The organism is Amycolatopsis deserti (assembly GCF_014653945.1).
Lineage (GTDB): Bacteria > Actinomycetota > Actinomycetes > Mycobacteriales > Pseudonocardiaceae > Amycolatopsis_E > Amycolatopsis_E deserti.
Window position 1 is genome coordinate 48,160 of the sequence record NZ_BNAU01000008.1, and the last position, 14,510, is coordinate 62,669.

Below are 14,510 nucleotides of genomic sequence, written 5' to 3' on the forward strand. Positions count from 1 at the left end.
CCCCACCGTGATCGCGGGAGCGCGCACCAGGGTGCGCGCTCCCGCCATGCCGAAAGCTCTTGATCATGTTGCTGATCGAGAGCCGGGCGGGTCTGCACCGCCCGCTGATGGTCGTCACCGCCGTGATGGCCGTGCTCGCCGCGGTTGCCGTGGTGGGCCTGTTCGCTGATCCCCGACAGCTCGTCGGCGCTCCCGTCTGGAGCAAGACGGCCAAGTTCGCCGTCTCGATCGCGCTGTACACGGCCACCCTGGCGTGGATGCTGTCCCTGCTGCCCAGGGCGCGGCGCTGGGGCTGGTGGATGGGCACGGTCGTGGCCGCCGGCCTGACCGTCGAGATGGTGCTGATCGTCTGGCAGACGATCGTCCGCGGGCGGCGCCTGCACTTCAACTTCGCGACCGAGGCCGACCGGTTCATCCACAACCAGATGGCCACCGCGGTGTACCTGCTGTGGGCCGCGACCCTGGTCGTCGCGCTGCTGCTGTGGTGGCAGCGCCTGGCCGACCCCGCGCGGGCGTCGGCCATCCGCGCCGGGCTCTTCCTGGCGCTGACCGGGATGGCGCTGGGCATGCTGATGTTCACCCCGACCCCGGAACAGCAGGCCGTGATCGACGCGGGCGGTGAGCCCGCCGTCGTCGGGTCGCACAGCGTCGGTGCGCCCGAGGACGGGCCCGGCCTGCCGCTGACCGGCTGGAGCGTGGACGGCGGCGACCTGCGGATCGCGCACTTCGCCGGCCTGCACGCGCTGCAGTTGATCCCGTTGCTGGCGTTCGGCCTGGAGGCGCTGTCCCGCCGGGTGCCCGTGCTGCGGCCCGCGGTCGTGCGGCGGCGGCTGATCCGGATCGCGGCGGTGGAGTACCTCGGCCTGATCGCCTTGCTGACCTGGCAGGCACTGCGTGGCCAGGCGCTGCTGCGGCCGGACGGCGCGACCCTGCTCGCCGTGGCCGCGCTGGTGATCACCGCCGTGGCGGCCGCGGCGGTGGCGGTGCGGACCTCACCCGCCCGCCTGGAGCCAGGCCAGCAGAGCGGCCCGGCCCAGTGACTCGCGGTCGGCGCCCAGTGCCGTCAGGGTCGTCTCCCGGACCACGGCCCGCGGAAGCGCTTTCGCCCAGGCGCGGGCCACCGCGACCGGGTGGACGGGGTCGTCGGTGCACGCGGCGATTCCGACCGGGATGTCCAGTTCCGCCAGCGCCTCCAGCGTCGGCGCGGGGTGGGCCGCCGCGACGCGCAGGCTCGCCGCCAGGCCGTCCCCGTGTCGCCGCCACGCCCGGGTCAGCTCCGCGCCAAGCCACGGCGCCACCCCGGCCGTCGCCAACCGCAGCGCCTCGTCCAGCCCGTGGGCGTCCACCAGGTCGGCGGACGCGCGCGCGGCGAGCGAGGCGGGCGCGTCGCCCGGACGGCCGCACCAGGCGGGCATCGCCAGCAGCAGTCCGGCGCAGTTGCCGGGATTGCGCACCGCCCATTCGGCGGCCAGATGCGCCCCCAACGAGATGCCTCCGGCGAGCACCGGGCCGTCCGCGGCCGCCTGGTCGAGTGACGTGAGCAGACCCACCGTCACAGCCGCCCCGCGGGGCGGCGGCGGGGCGAGTGTTCGTATCCCGAACGCGGCCAGCGGACCTGCGAAAACGGACCGGACGAACACCTCGTCCGAGCCCGTCCCGGGTAGCAGGACGGCGGCCGGTTCCGGCATTGCGGACGTCACGTTGCGATCTTGCCGCAAAGCCGTTGTGCTGGCCCCCACGAGGTTAGGCTGGATGACGTACGGGCCGTTCGAGTCGGGGGCCCCGGAACAGGAGCAGACGCCTATGTCCGCCAAAGACGGCGGCTATTTCAGCCGGCTGGTACGCAAGCTGACCAGCGACGTCGAGGAACTCGACGCTGATGATCTGTCCGAAAAATCCGAGGCCGGCGGTGCGCGACGAGCCTGCGACTGCCGGTCGGGCGAAGAGGTGACCGTCCTGGGGCGGTTACGCAGCGTGGAGCTGTGTCCCACGAAAGAGGCGGCGACACTGCGTGCCGAGTTGTTCGACGGCACGGAGGGCGTGACGCTAGTCTGGCTGGGACGGCGCCGCATCCCGGGCATCGAACCGGGCCGGACCATCAAGGTCCGTGGCCGCATGGCCGAGCGAGACGGCCAGAAGGTGCTGTACAACCCGTTCTACGAGCTGCAGACGACCTCCTGAATTGGTAACCGCGTGACTGAACCTGCCCGTCCAGGCGAGAAGACCGACGACCGCCCCGCCGAGTCCGGGGCCGAGCCTGGGCGGGCGGGTGAGCGGCCCGAGCCCACGATGCTGGAGCAGATGGGCGGGGTGTCCGGGCTCGTCTACTCCTCGGTGCCGATCGTCGTGTTCGTGCTCGCGAACTCGTTCTTCGGCCTGACCGTGGGCATCTGGAGCGCGGTCGGCAGCGCGGCGCTGATCACCGTCGTGCGCCTGGTGCGCCGCGAGTCGCTGCAGCCGGCCATCTCCGGCCTGTTCGGCGTGGGCATCGGCGCGTTCATCGCCTACCGCACCGGGTCCGCGAAGGGGTTCTTCCTGTTCGGGATCTGGGCGAGCCTGGTCTACTGCGGCGTGTTCGTGGCGTCCGTGCTGGTCCGCTGGCCGCTGGCGGGCGTGATCTGGAACTTCCTCAACGGCACCGGCACCGCGTGGCGCCGGGACAAGCCGTCCCGCCTCGGCTACGACATCGCCACCCTCGCGCTCGCCGCCGTCTTCGGCGCGCGGTTCGTCGTGCAGCGGTGGCTCTACGACGCCGACTACACCGGCTGGCTGGCGTTCGCCAAGATCGCCATGGGCTGGCCGCTGTACGGGCTGGCGCTGCTGGTCGTCGTGTGGGCGGTACGCCGCTCCGACAAGCGCCTCAAGGCCATCGAAGAGGCCCGCGTGGCCGAGGAGGCCGACGCCGAGGCCCGGCTGCGGCTGAAGTACGGCCAGCCGCCGCAGGAGGCCTAGCGGCGGTCCGCCGCCGCGCGGATGCCGGTGAGCAGCCAGTCCAGGCCCCGGTCGAAGTTGCCGCGCATCTCCGCCGCGCTCGGCTGTTGCTCGGTGCCGGCCCCCGGGGGCAGGTGGCTGGTGAACGCCGCGAAGCCGATCGTGTAGACGATCAGTACCCGCAACGCCTCCGTCGGCTCGGTGACGTCCGCCCGGCGCAGGAGCGCGGCGGTGATCTCCCCGAGACGCTGTGCGTTGGGGCCGTGGGCGCCCTGCCTGCTCAGGTAGAGCGGCACGAGGTCCGAGTGGTCCAGGAGGACGGTGTAGGTCGAAGCCATCAGCCGGTGCAGGGCGGCGGCGGGGTCCTCGATGTCGGCCGCCGGCGTCTCGACTCCGGCGAGTACGTCGTCGAGCAGGGCGTCGAGCAGAGCCGTCTTGTTCGCGACGTGGCTGTAGAGGGCGTTCGGCGCGACGTCGAGCCGTGCCGCCAGCGCCCGCATCGACAAGCCGGCCAGTCCGTGCTCGGAGAGCAGTTCGCGAGCGGCTCGGAGCACCGCGGTCCGGGTGAGGCCGGCTCGATGGCCGGGAGCACGTCCACCTTCCACGACAACTACTGTACAGTGTCCAGTATGAATTGGACGGCGTACAGTTGGAGGGTCGGATGATCCCTGGACTGGTCGAGCGGATGGTGCCGGTGGACGGCGCGAGCGTGCATGTCGTGCACGGCGGCGCCGGGCATCCCGTGCTGCTCCTCCACGGCTTCCCCCAAACCCACATCGCGTGGCGGCACGTGGCGACCTCGTTGGCCGACGACTTCCACGTGGTGTGCGCGGATTTGCCCGGCTACGGCGCCAGCTCTCCGTCCCCGGGCAACGACGACCCCGCCGCCTACGCGAAGCGGGCCACCGCGGCGACGATGGTCGCGGTGATGCGCGAACTCGGCCACGAGCGGTTCAGCGTCGTCGGACACGACCGGGGAGCGCTGGTGGCCTTCCGGGCCGCACTCGACCACCCTGACGTCATCGAGCACCTCGCGGTGCTCGACGTGATCCCGACCGCCGACAACTGGGCCGCGCTGCACGGCGCCGGCGGGGTGTTCGCGTTCCACCTCTACCTGCTCGCCCAGCCGTCCGACCTGCCGGAACGGATGATCACAGCCGATCCGGACGCGTTCTTCGGGCATTTCCTGGACACCTGGACCGGCGTGCCCGGCGCGATCCCGGCCGACATCCGGGCCGCCTATCTGGCCGCGGCGGGCACTCCACGGTCGATCCACGCGATCTGCCAGGACTACCGCGCCAGCGCGTTCGTCGACGCCGGGCACGACCAGGCCGACCGCGACGCCGGCCGCACCCTGACGATGCCGGTCCTGGCGATGTGGCAGGACCCCGGCGACCTCGTCCTGCCGTTCGACCCGCGGCAGGTGTGGGCGAGCTGGGCACCCGATCTGCGCACCCGGGTCCTGCCCTGCGGCCACTTCCTGCCGGAAGAACGCCCCGCCGAGGTCACCGCCGCGATCCGGGACCTCCTCGCCGGGCGCTAGTAGCCCAGCGCCTTGCGGATGTCGTTCTCCACCTCGGCGTTGGCCACGAACAGCAGCTCGTCGCCGGGCTCCAGCGGGTCCTCCGGCTGCGGCACGATCACCCGGTCGCCGCGCAGGATCGTCACCAGCGCGGCGTCCCGCGGCAGCGCCAGGTCGCTCACCGGGCGCCCGGCCAGCGGGGTCTGGTCGGGCAGGGTGAGCTCGACCAGGTTGGCCTGCCCCTGCCGGAACGTGAGCAGCCGCACCAGGTCGCCGACGCTGACCGCCTCCTCGACCATCGCGGCCAGGATCCGCGGCGTCGACACGGCGACGTCCACGCCCCACGCGTCGGTGTAGAGCCACTCGTTGGCCGGGTTGTTCACCCGCGCCACCACCCGGCGCACCGCGAACTCGGTCTTCGCCAGCAGCGACACGACCAGGTTCACCTTGTCGTCACCGGTCGCGGCGATCACCACGTCGCAGCGCTCGATGCCGGACTCCTCCAGCGTCGAGACCTCGCACGCGTCGCCGAGCACCCAGTCGGCCTGCTCGACGGCGTCCGGCTCGAACTGCCCGTCCTGGCGTTCGATCAGCATGACCTGGTGGCCGCCGTCGATCAGCTCTTTGGCGATCGACCGGCCCACCGCGCCGGCCCCCGCGATCGCGACCCGCATCAGGCTTCCTCCTCCGGCGCACGCGCCGCAATGCTCGTCACGTCGCCGACGGTCCCGGACTTCGCGGCCACGTAGACCAGATCGTCCGCCTGCAACACCGTCTTGGAATCGGGCAGAACGGGCGTACCGAACCGCATGATGAACGCGACCCGGGCGCCGGTGGTCTCCTGCAGCTCGTTGACGCTGCGGCCGACCCAGCCCTCGTGCAGGGGCAGCTGCAGCACCGCGACGTTGCCGCTGGGGTCCCGCCACGCCGAGGCGACCCCGTCGGGCAGCAGCGTGCGCAGGAACCGGTCGGTCGTCCACGGCACGGTCGCCACGGTCGGGATGCCCAGCCGCTCGTAGACCGCCGCCCGCTTGGGGTCGTAGATGCGGGCCACGACGTGCTCGACGCCGAAGTTCTCGCGGGCCACCCGCGCGGAGATGATGTTCGAGTTGTCGCCGCTGGACACCGCCGCGAAGGCGCCCGCCTTCTCGATGCCGGCGTCGATCAGCACCTGCCGGTCGAAGCCCATGCCCAGCACCTGCTGGCCGTGGAAGTCGCTGCCGAGCCGCCGGAACGCCTCCCGCGTCTTGTCGATCACCGCGACCTCGTGACCGAGGCGCTCGAGGGCCGCGGCCAGGGACGCGCCCACCCGGCCGCACCCCATGATCACCACGTGCACGTCCTGCCTCCTGTGTGTCACCCGAACGGCGGTTACCCGGTAGATGCCGACGCAGAACCTACCTTGTCCGGCCCTCTCGCGGACCCGCCCGTACCCTTCTGACGTGTCGAAGATTGCGACCGCCACCAAACGGCTGCTCGTCGGCCGTCCGTTCCGGAGCGACCGGCTGTCCCACACCCTGCTCCCGAAGCGGATCGCGCTGCCGATCTTCGCCTCGGACGCCCTCTCGAGCGTGGCCTACGCGCCCGAGGAGATCTTCCTGACGCTGAGCGTCGCGGGGTTGTCGGCGTACGCCTACTCGCCGTGGATCGGCATCGCCGTCGCGGTGGTCATGCTGGTCGTGGTGGCCTCCTACCGCCAGAACGTGCACGCCTACCCCAGCGGCGGCGGCGACTACGAGGTCGCCAGCACCAACCTCGGCGGCAGATTCGGCCTGACCGTGGCCAGCGCCCTGCTGGTCGACTACGTCCTCACCGTGGCCGTGTCGACCTCCTCCGGGGTCGCCAACATCGGGTCGGCGATCCCGTTCGTGGCCGAGCACAAGGTGCTCAGCGCGGTGATCATCGTGGTGGTCCTCACCTCGATCAACCTGCGCGGGGTGCGTGAGTCCGGCAAGGCGTTCGCCATCCCGACCTACGGGTTCATCATCGGCATCCTGGGCATGGTCGTGTGGGGGCTGTTCGAGGCGGTCCGCGGCACGCCGATGCGGGCCGAGAGCGCGGACTTCGACCTGCACGCCGAGGCCACGTTCACCGGCTTCGCGTTCGTGTTCCTCATCGCCCGCGCGTTCTCCTCCGGCGCGGCGGCGCTGACCGGGGTCGAGGCGATCAGCAACGGGGTGCCCGCCTTCCGCAAGCCGAAGTCGAAGAACGCGGCCACCACGCTGCTGATGATGGGGCTGCTCGCGGTGTCGATGCTGCTGGGCATCATCACGCTGGCGATCCTCACCGACGTCAAGTTCGCCGAGGACCCGGCGACCCAGCTGAGCGGCACCCCGGAGGGCTACCAGCAGAAGACGATCGTCGCGCAGATCGCGCAGGCGGTGTTCCCGCACTTCTCGCCGGCCTTCTACTACATCTCCTTCAGCACCGGCATCATCCTGCTGCTGGCCGCGAACACCGCGTTCAACGGCTTCCCGGTGCTCGCCTCGATCCTCGCGCAGGACCGGTTCCTGCCGCGCCAGCTGCACACCCGCGGCGACCGGCTGACCTTCTCCAACGGCATCCTGTTCCTGGCCGCGTTCGCGCTGGTCCTGATCATCGCGTTCGACGCCGAGGTCACCAAGCTGATCCAGCTCTACATCGTGGGCGTGTTCGTGTCGTTCACGGTGAGCCAGGCCGGCATGCTGCGGCACTGGAACCGCCTGCTGTCCCAGGAGACCGATCCGCAGGCCCGGCGGCGGATGCGCCGGTCGCAGACGGTCAACGCGATCGGCCTGACCATGACCGGCACCGTGCTGGTCATCGTGCTGATCACCAAGTTCCTGCTCGGCGCGTGGATCGCGATCGCCGCGATGGTGGCGATCTACCTGCTGATGACCGCGATCCGGAAGCACTACGACCGGGTCGCCGAGGAGCTGGCCGGGCTGGACGGCAACCCGACCGTGCTGCCCTCGCGCAACCACGCGATCGTGCTGGTGTCCAAGCTGCACCTGCCGACCATGCGCGCCCTGGCCTACGCCAAGGCGATGCGGCCGGACGTGCTGGAGGCGGTGACGGTCAACGTGGACGACGCCGAGACGCGCCAGCTGACCGCCGACTGGGAGGCCAAGAACTTCAAGGTCCCGCTGAAGGTCGTCGAGTCGCCCTACCGCGAGATCACGCGGCCGGTGCTGGACTACGTCAAGCGCGTGCGCGGCGACAACCCGCGTGACGTGGTGACCGTGTTCATCCCCGAGTACGTGGTGGGGCACTGGTGGGAGCAGCTGCTGCACAACCAGAGCGCGCTGCGGCTCAAGGGACGGCTGCTGTTCCAGCCGGGCGTGATGGTGACCAGCGTGCCGTGGCAGCTCGCGTCGTCGGCGAAGGCGGTCCGGCGTGCGGCGCGGAGCCGTCCGGCGGCCGGTGATGTGCGCCGTGGCTTCTTCACGGACGGGGCGGCCCGCACCGGGGCCGGCAAGGACGGCGGGAAGTGACCGGACAGGACTGGACCGGCCGGATCCTGGAGCTGGACGTGGGACCCGTGGCCCACGGCGGGCACTGCGTGTCCCGCGCGGAGGGCCGGGTCGTGTTCGTGCGGCACGCGCTGCCCGGCGAGCTGGTGCGGGCCGAGGTCACCGAGGACAAGGGCGGTTCCTTCTGCCGCGCGGACGCGGTGGAGGTGCTCCGCGCGGCTCCGGAGCGGGTCGACCCGCCGTGCCCGCTGGCGGTGCCGGGGCAGTGCGGCGGATGCGACTGGCAGCACGCGACGCCGGGTTTCCAGCGGGAGCTCAAGGGCCGCGTGGTGGCCGAGCAACTCCAGCGGCTGGCCGGGCTGGAGTGGCCGGTGGAGGTCGAGGCGCTGCCCGGGGACGTGCTGGGCTGGCGGTCGCGGGTCCGGCTGGTCGCCGGTCCGGACGGGCGGGCCGGGTTGCGGGCGCACCGCAGTCACCGGGTCGTGCCGCTGGAGAAGTGCCCGATCACGGTGCCGGGAGCGCTGGACCGGGCGTTGTCGCGGCGGTGGCGGCCGGGCACCGAGATCGAGGTGACCAGCGACGGGGACGGCCAGGTGCACGCCCGCGAGCTGGCGACCGTGCGGGGCAAGCGCCGGGCGCGGCAGCTGGCCGGCGGGGTGGCGGTGCAGCACGCGGCGGGGCGGGACTGGCGGTTGCAGGCCCACGGGTTCTGGCAGGTGCACCCGGCGGCGGCGGAGACGTTCGCCTCGGTGGTGCGGGAGTGGGCGCGGGCCTCGCCGGGAGCGCTGGCGTGGGACCTCTATTCGGGGGTCGGGTTGTTCGCGTCGGTGCTGGCCGGGCAGGTCGGGGTGACCGGGCACGTGGTGGCCGTCGAGTCGGGGCACCGGGCGGTGCGCGACGGTGAGCAGAACCTGGCGGACCTGCCGCAGGTGAGCTGGCGGGCGGGCCGGACCGAGCAGGTGCTGCGGTCGCTGTCCGGGCAGCCGGAGGTCGTGGTGCTGGACCCGCCGCGGTCCGGGGCCGGGCGGGACGTGGTGCGGGCGGTGGCCGCGGCCGGGCCGGAGCGGGTGGTGTACGTGGCGTGTGATCCGGCGGCGCTGGCCCGGGACGTGGCGACGTTCGCCGACTCGGGGTACCGGCTGGAGCGGTTGCGGGCGTTCGACGCGTTCCCGATGACCCATCACGTGGAGTGCGTGGCGCTGCTGGTCCGCTGAGGCGCCGGAAATTGTCGGTGCCCTCCGGCATGATGCGGGGCATGACATCGCTGACTCGTTCGAGGGCCGGGCGGGGGCCGCCGGCTCCGTTGCTGGTGTGTGCGTGAAACCGTTGACCGGCAAGGGAGAGCTCGTGGCGGAGTCCGCTGAGTCTGCTGGGTCCACTGGGTCCACCGGGTCCACTGTGGAGACGTTCGCCGTGCTGCTGTGCGATGCCGCGCGGCGGCGGCTGGGTGAGCTCGCGGCGCGGGAGCTGGCCGGCCCGCGCTACGACGCGGGGCTGATCGACCGGGCGGCGGAGCTGGCGCTGCGTGAGGTGCTGGCGCGGCTGTGGCGGACCGGGTGGCAGCCGCGGGACGTGCACCAGATCGCGCTGCGGCGGCTGGACCGGCGTGGGGTGGCGTTGACGTTGGACGTGGTGGCCGGGTGCGCGGGCTCTGTTTCGGCGGAGGTCTGGTGGTCGCGGGATCGGCCGTGGCTGGGGCAGTGGTCGCAGCGGCACGGCGTGGAGCGGGTGACGGCGCTGCTCGTGGTGCTGGCGGTCCTGGAGGCGTTGTTGCCGCTGCCGCGGTTGCCGGACATGCCGGCGCCGGAGGAGCGGGTGGCCGGGGTGGACGAGAAGATGCTGGCGCGGATCCGGGCGCTGCTGGCGAAGGCGGAGTCGACGTCGTTCCCGGAGGAGGCGGAGGCGCTGTCGGCGAAGGCGCAGCAGCTGATGAGCCGGTACTCGTTCGAGCGGGCGCTGGTGGAGGAGCCGGCGGCGCGGGCTGGTTCGGCGCGGCGGTTCTGGCTGGAGCAGCCGTACCTGGGCCCGAAGTCGTCGCTGGTGACAGCGGTGGCGACGGCGAACCGGTGCCGGGCGGCGTTCTACGCGAAGCTGGGTTTCGTGGCGCTGGTGGGTCACGAGGTCGACCTGGACCTGGTGGAGTTGCTGTCGACGTCGCTGCTGGTGCAAGCCAACGAGGCGATGCTGGCCACCGGCCGCGGCGCGAGAACCCGCTCGTTCCGGCACGCGTTCCTGCTGGCGTACGCCACCCGCATCGGCGAGCGCCTGACCGCGGCGGACCAGAGGGCAGGCGCGCAGTTCGCCGATCCGAGGCTGCTACCGGTCCTGACCCGCCGAGGGCAGGAGGTGGACACGCTGTTCGCGGAACTGTTCCCCCACACAACCCGCCGCACGACGACAATCAGCAACGCCGAGGGCTGGACAGCGGGCCGAGCAGCAGCCGACCGCGCCCGGCTGACGGCAGAGCACCCCGAAGTGGAGTCCCGCTAGGACGATTCGAGCCGCCCAGTTTCGGCGCGTGATCCGCACAGCGGAGTAGTGGCTTTGCCGCACGCTCCGCCCGTGCGGCACAACCAGGGCGGGACCTACCCGGGCTGGTACGTGCTGTCCGCGCCCCGGCAAGGCGCCCTGGCACCACCGCGTGCCCCTGTCGAGGCGGTCCCGCTGCGACGACAGGGCCGTGCCGCGCCCGCGGTGATTTCGCCTGCCGCGCGGCCGCAAGTCGTCGCGCCGCCGCGCTGGCGCTTCGCGCGGCGCCGCCGCAGGCCGCTTCGCGCTGCGCTGTCGCGCGGGCGGTTCCCCTCGGGCTGCCGCACGGCCGCTTCCCGCCGCGCCACCCTGCCGCGCCCCGCCGCCGTTTGGCGCGCCGCGCTCGACCCCTCCGCAGCGCTTCGCGCTGCCCTGTCGCTTCGCTTTGCCGCGCTGTCGCACTGCGCCGCCGCTTCGGGAGCGCGCCACCTCGCGCCGCGCCGCTGCTTTGCGCGGCAACGTGCTCCGCCGCCGTTTCGCGCTGCCGCTTCGCGCGCGGCCGCGGCGCTGCGCCTCGCCGCCTCGCCACGCCGCCGCTGCTTCGCCCCGCGCCGCTTCGCGTCGCCCCTCCGCCCCGCGTCGCGCCCCCGCCGCTGCACTCCGCCACACCACCCGCTCCCCCCATCTCCCCCCAACCCCACCTCACCCCAACCGCAGCGTCGCCTCCAGTGCGTCCCGGTTCAGACTCCCGATGACCTCCAGCGGGATCGCCTTCGGGCACACCGCTGTGCACTCGCCGGTGTTGGTGCATCCGCCGAATCCTTCCGCGTCCTGGGCGGCCGCCATCGCGGCCGCGCGTGGCAGCCGTTCCGGTTCGCCTTGGGGCAACGTTCCCAGGTGCGTCGCCTTGGCGGCGGTGAACAGCATCGCCGAGCCGTTGGGGCATGCGGCCACACACGCGCCGCAGCCGATGCAGGCCGCCGCTTCGAACGCGCGGTCCGCGGCGGGCTTCGGCACCGGCGTTGCGTGGGCTTCGGGTGCGCTGCCGGTCGGCGCGGTGATGTACCCGCCCGCTTCGATGATCCGGTCCAGCGCCCCGCGGTCCACCACCAGGTCCTTGACCACCGGGAACGCCCGCGCCCGCCACGGCTCGACCGTCACGGTCTGCCCGTCCGCGAAATGCCGCAGATGCAGCTGGCACGTCGTGGTCGCCTTCTGCGGGCCGTGCGCCGTGCCGTCGATCACGACGCCGCACGCCCCGCAAATCCCCTCCCGGCAGTCGTGGTCGAACGCCACCGGTTCGTCGCCCGCGGCGGTCAGGCGCTCGTTCAGCACATCGAGAACCTCCAGGAACGACATGTCCGGCGACAGGCCGTCCACTTCGTACCGCACCAGCCGGCCGCGGTCGGCCGCATCCTTCTGCCGCCAGATCTTCAACACGAGTTTCACGAGTAGCTCCGCTGACTGGGGGTGACATGATCGAACGACAACGCTTCGCGGTGCAGCACCGGCGGCTGCCCGACGCCGGTGAACTCCCACGCGGCCACGTACGAGAACGCCGAGTCGTCGCGCCGGGCCTCGCCATCCGCGGTCTGGCTCTCCTCCCGGAAGTGCCCGCCGCAGGACTCGGTGCGGTGCAACGCGTCCACGCACATCAGCTCCGCCAGCTCCAGGAAGTCGGCGACCCGCCCGGCCTTCTCCAGCGACTGGTTCAGCGACGCGCCCGAACCCGGCACCCGCAGCCGCGCCCAGAACTCCTCCCGCAGCGCCGGGATCAGGTCCAGCGCCTTCCGCAGCCCGGTCTCGGTGCGGCTCATCCCGCAGTGCTCCCACAGCACCGCACCCAGCTCGCGGTGGAAGTCCTCGGCGGACCGGTCCCCGTCCACGGACAGCAACCGCGCGATCCGGTCCTCGACCTCCGCCCGCGGCCCGGACAGATCACCCACTTCCGGGAACGGCCCGTCGGCCACGTAGTCGCCGATCGTCGTGGGCAGGATGAAGTACCCGTCGGCGAGTCCCTGCATCAGGGCGCTCGCCCCGAGCCGGTTGGCGCCGTGGTCGGAGAAGTTCGCCTCGCCGATCACGAACAGGCCGGGGATCGTGCTGCGCAGGTCGTAGTCGACCCACAGCCCGCCCATCGTGTAGTGCACGGCGGGGTAGATGCGCATCGGCTCCCGGTACGGATCGTCGCCGGTGATCCGCTCGTACATCGCGAACAGGTTGCCGTAGCGGGATTCCACTCCGTCCCGGCCGAGCCGCGAAAGCGCGTCCGCGAAGTCCAGGTACACCCCGCGTCCGCCGGGCCCGACACCGCGGCCCGCGTCGCACACGCTCTTCACCGCGCGGGAGGCGATGTCGCGCGGCACGAGGTTCCCGAACGCCGGGTACCGCCGCTCCAGGAAGTAGTCCCGCTCCGCCTCGGGGATCTCCGCGGGTGGCCGCGCGTCACCGGCCGCGACCGGCACCCACACCCGCCCGTCGTTGCGCAGGGACTCGCTCATCAGCGTCAGCTTCGACTGGTGCCCGCCGCTGACCGGGATGCACGTCGGGTGGATCTGGGTGAAGCACGGGTTGGCGAACAACGCGCCCCGCCGGTGCGCCCGCCAGATCGCGGTCGCGTTGCAGCCCTTGGCGTTGGTGGACAGGTGGAACGCGTTGCCGAACCCGCCGGTGGCCAGCACCACCGCGTCCGCAACGTGGGTGGAGATTTCGCCGGTGACCAGGTTGCGCACCACGACCCCGCGCGCCCGGCCGTCCACCACCACGAGATCGAGCATTTCGGTGCGCGGGTGCATCGCGATCCGCCCGAGGTGGATCTGCCGCGCCATCGCCTGGTAGGCGCCGAGCAGCAGCTGCTGCCCGGTCTGCCCGCGGGCGTAGAACGTCCGGGACACCTGCGCGCCGCCGAACGACCGCGTGTCCAGCAGCCCGCCGTACTCGCGGGCGAACGGCACGCCCTGCGCGACGGCCTGGTCGATGATCCGCACGCTCAGCTCCGCCAGCCGGTACACATTGGACTCCCGGGCTCGGAAGTCGCCACCCTTCACGGTGTCGTGGAAGAGCCGGTGAACGCTGTCGCCGTCGCCGCGGTAGTTCTTGGCCGCGTTGATCCCGCCCTGCGCGGCGATGCTGTGCGCCCGGCGTGGGCTGTCCTGGTAGCAGAACGAGCGGACCTGGTAGCCCAGTTCGGCCAGGGTCGCCGCGGCCGACGCGCCGGCCAGTCCGGTGCCGACCACGATGACCGAAAGCCGGCGTCGGTTGGCGGGGTTGACCAGGCGCGCGGTGAACCGGCGCCGCTCCCAGCGCTGCGCGAGGGGAACGTCCGGCGCGCGGGTGTCGGAGATCGGGGTTCCTTCGACGAACACGGTGCTCACCCGGCCAATCCGGTGACGACGGCGAACGGGACGGACAGGTACCCGGCGGTGACGGCGGCCGCCACGCCGAGCGCGACACCCCGCGCGGTGCGCCGCGCCGCGCCGGAGGTGCCGAGGCTCTGCAGCGCGCTCCACAACCCGTGCCGGATGTGGAACCCGAGCGCGACCACCGCCAGCGTGTAGACCAGCGTCACGTACCAGAGCCGGAAGTCGGCGGTGACGTTGTCGTGCACCGCGCCCGGCACGCCGTTCGGGTTGAGGTGCCCGGTGGTCAGGTCGAGCACGTGGTAGACGACGAACAACGCGAGCATCACCCCGCCCCAGCGCATCGTCCGCGCCGCGTAGTCACCCTGGACGCGCCCGCGGTGGGCGTAGCGGACCGGGCGGGCGGCGCGAGCGCGGCGCGCCAGACGAGCGGCGGTGACGGCGTGCAGCACGACGCAGACGACCAGCCCGGTGCGCAGCACCCACAGGAACCCGGAGTGCCCGAGGACGCTGTCCAGGATCGTCCGCAGCCAGGCCGCGTAGTGGTCGAAGCTCGCCGCGGAGACGAAGAACTTCAGGTTGCCCAGCATGTGCGCGATGACGAAGAGCAGCAGGAGCAGGCCGGTCACGGCCATGATCGCCTTCTGCCCGACGGTCGAGGACCACAGCCGGCGTGGTCGTGGTGGTGCGGAACGTTCGAGTAGGGCCACTCGGGCAGCGTGCGGCCCGCGACGACGAGTCGTCCAATATATCGAAGCGCTGGAGACGATAGCCTGA

14 protein-coding genes are annotated in these 14,510 nt (G+C 72.3%); 7 read left to right on the forward strand and 7 right to left on the reverse strand.

What is annotated here, in order from left to right; genetic code table 11:
* Positions 1 to 65: 65 nt before the first annotated feature.
* Positions 66 to 1,040 carry a hypothetical protein gene (locus IE290_RS29450; RefSeq protein WP_191247964.1) on the forward strand — a complete coding sequence of 325 codons (975 nt, stop codon included), beginning with the start codon at positions 66 to 68 and terminating at the stop codon, positions 1,038 to 1,040.
* On the opposite strand, the gene IE290_RS29455 is transcribed toward IE290_RS29450, so the two are convergent.
* Entirely contained in the window at positions 993 to 1,688 is a 696-nt protein-coding gene (locus IE290_RS29455) for an alpha/beta fold hydrolase (protein WP_191248230.1), read from the reverse strand. The genes IE290_RS29450 and IE290_RS29455 overlap by 48 nt on opposite strands.
* A gap of 115 nt (positions 1,689 to 1,803) precedes the next feature.
* Here IE290_RS29455 and IE290_RS29460 point away from each other — a divergent pair, with 115 nt between their 5' ends.
* Both IE290_RS29460 and IE290_RS29465 read left to right on the forward strand, forming a co-directional pair.
* Positions 1,804 to 2,181, forward strand: coding sequence for an OB-fold nucleic acid binding domain-containing protein (locus tag IE290_RS29460; RefSeq protein WP_026153310.1), 378 nt, complete (start codon positions 1,804 to 1,806; stop codon positions 2,179 to 2,181).
* Between the two features lie 12 nt (positions 2,182 to 2,193).
* Entirely contained in the window at positions 2,194 to 2,952 is a 759-nt protein-coding gene (locus IE290_RS29465) for a DUF3159 domain-containing protein (protein WP_229874784.1), read from the forward strand.
* On the opposite strand, the gene IE290_RS29470 is transcribed toward IE290_RS29465, so the two are convergent.
* Positions 2,949 to 3,536 (reverse strand): TetR/AcrR family transcriptional regulator, encoded by a 588-nt coding sequence (locus IE290_RS29470; protein WP_191247965.1) that lies wholly within the window; start codon positions 3,534 to 3,536, stop codon positions 2,949 to 2,951. The two genes, IE290_RS29465 and IE290_RS29470, sit on opposite strands and share 4 nt — an antisense overlap.
* 56 nt (positions 3,537 to 3,592) lie before the next feature.
* Here IE290_RS29470 and IE290_RS29475 point away from each other — a divergent pair, with 56 nt between their 5' ends.
* On the forward strand, positions 3,593 to 4,474 hold the full coding sequence (locus IE290_RS29475; RefSeq protein ID WP_191247966.1) for an alpha/beta fold hydrolase: 882 nt from the start codon (positions 3,593 to 3,595) through the stop codon (positions 4,472 to 4,474).
* Here IE290_RS29475 and IE290_RS29480 read toward each other — a convergent pair.
* Entirely contained in the window at positions 4,471 to 5,127 is a 657-nt protein-coding gene (locus IE290_RS29480) for a potassium channel family protein (RefSeq protein WP_191247967.1), read from the reverse strand. The two genes, IE290_RS29475 and IE290_RS29480, sit on opposite strands and share 4 nt — an antisense overlap.
* The gene (locus tag IE290_RS29485; protein ID WP_191248232.1) at positions 5,127 to 5,792 is read right to left on the reverse strand and encodes a potassium channel family protein; all 666 of its coding nucleotides are present in this window, start codon (positions 5,790 to 5,792) and stop codon (positions 5,127 to 5,129) included. Before IE290_RS29485 ends, IE290_RS29480 begins: the two co-directional genes overlap by 1 nt.
* A 103-nt stretch (positions 5,793 to 5,895) precedes the next feature.
* On the opposite strand from IE290_RS29485, the gene IE290_RS29490 reads away from it, so the two are divergent.
* The 3 genes from IE290_RS29490 (at position 5,896) to IE290_RS29500 (ending at position 10,395) form a co-directional block, all read left to right on the forward strand.
* On the forward strand, positions 5,896 to 7,926 hold the full coding sequence (locus IE290_RS29490; protein ID WP_191247968.1) for an APC family permease: 2,031 nt from the start codon (positions 5,896 to 5,898) through the stop codon (positions 7,924 to 7,926).
* On the forward strand, positions 7,923 to 9,119 hold the full coding sequence (locus IE290_RS29495; RefSeq protein ID WP_191247969.1) for a class I SAM-dependent RNA methyltransferase: 1,197 nt from the start codon (positions 7,923 to 7,925) through the stop codon (positions 9,117 to 9,119). Before IE290_RS29490 ends, IE290_RS29495 begins: the two co-directional genes overlap by 4 nt.
* Before the next feature lie 133 nt (positions 9,120 to 9,252).
* Entirely contained in the window at positions 9,253 to 10,395 is a 1,143-nt protein-coding gene (locus IE290_RS29500; RefSeq protein WP_191247970.1) for a DUF2786 domain-containing protein, read from the forward strand.
* A 681-nt stretch (positions 10,396 to 11,076) separates the two neighbouring features.
* Here IE290_RS29500 and IE290_RS29505 read toward each other — a convergent pair.
* From IE290_RS29505 to IE290_RS29515, 3 genes are read right to left on the reverse strand one after another with little or no spacing between them, the layout of a single operon-like run.
* Positions 11,077 to 11,823 (reverse strand): succinate dehydrogenase/fumarate reductase iron-sulfur subunit, encoded by a 747-nt coding sequence (locus tag IE290_RS29505; RefSeq protein ID WP_191247971.1) that lies wholly within the window; start codon positions 11,821 to 11,823, stop codon positions 11,077 to 11,079.
* Positions 11,820 to 13,748, reverse strand: a complete 1,929-nt coding sequence (locus tag IE290_RS29510) for a fumarate reductase/succinate dehydrogenase flavoprotein subunit (protein ID WP_191247972.1) — start codon at positions 13,746 to 13,748, stop codon at positions 11,820 to 11,822. Before IE290_RS29510 ends, IE290_RS29505 begins: the two co-directional genes overlap by 4 nt.
* Positions 13,745 to 14,368, reverse strand: a complete 624-nt coding sequence (locus tag IE290_RS29515; protein WP_229874785.1) for a succinate dehydrogenase cytochrome b subunit — start codon at positions 14,366 to 14,368, stop codon at positions 13,745 to 13,747. The genes IE290_RS29510 and IE290_RS29515 overlap by 4 nt, the downstream gene beginning before the upstream one ends.
* Between the last annotated feature and the right edge of the window lie 142 nt (positions 14,369 to 14,510).

What these genes read in the sequence shown, in the direction of transcription:
- IE290_RS29450 (WP_191247964.1), top strand. Translation starts at nt 66, where the DNA reads ATGTTGCTGATCGAGAGCCGGGCGGGTCTGCACCGCCCGCTGATGGTC.
- IE290_RS29455 (WP_191248230.1), bottom strand. Translation starts at nt 1,688, where the DNA reads ATGCCGGAACCGGCCGCCGTCCTGCTACCCGGGACGGGCTCGGACGAG.
- IE290_RS29460 (WP_026153310.1), top strand. Translation starts at nt 1,804, where the DNA reads ATGTCCGCCAAAGACGGCGGCTATTTCAGCCGGCTGGTACGCAAGCTG.
- IE290_RS29475 (WP_191247966.1), top strand. Translation starts at nt 3,593, where the DNA reads ATGATCCCTGGACTGGTCGAGCGGATGGTGCCGGTGGACGGCGCGAGC.
- IE290_RS29480 (WP_191247967.1), bottom strand. Translation starts at nt 5,127, where the DNA reads ATGCGGGTCGCGATCGCGGGGGCCGGCGCGGTGGGCCGGTCGATCGCC.
- IE290_RS29515 (WP_229874785.1), bottom strand. Translation starts at nt 14,368, where the DNA reads ATGGCCGTGACCGGCCTGCTCCTGCTGCTCTTCGTCATCGCGCACATG.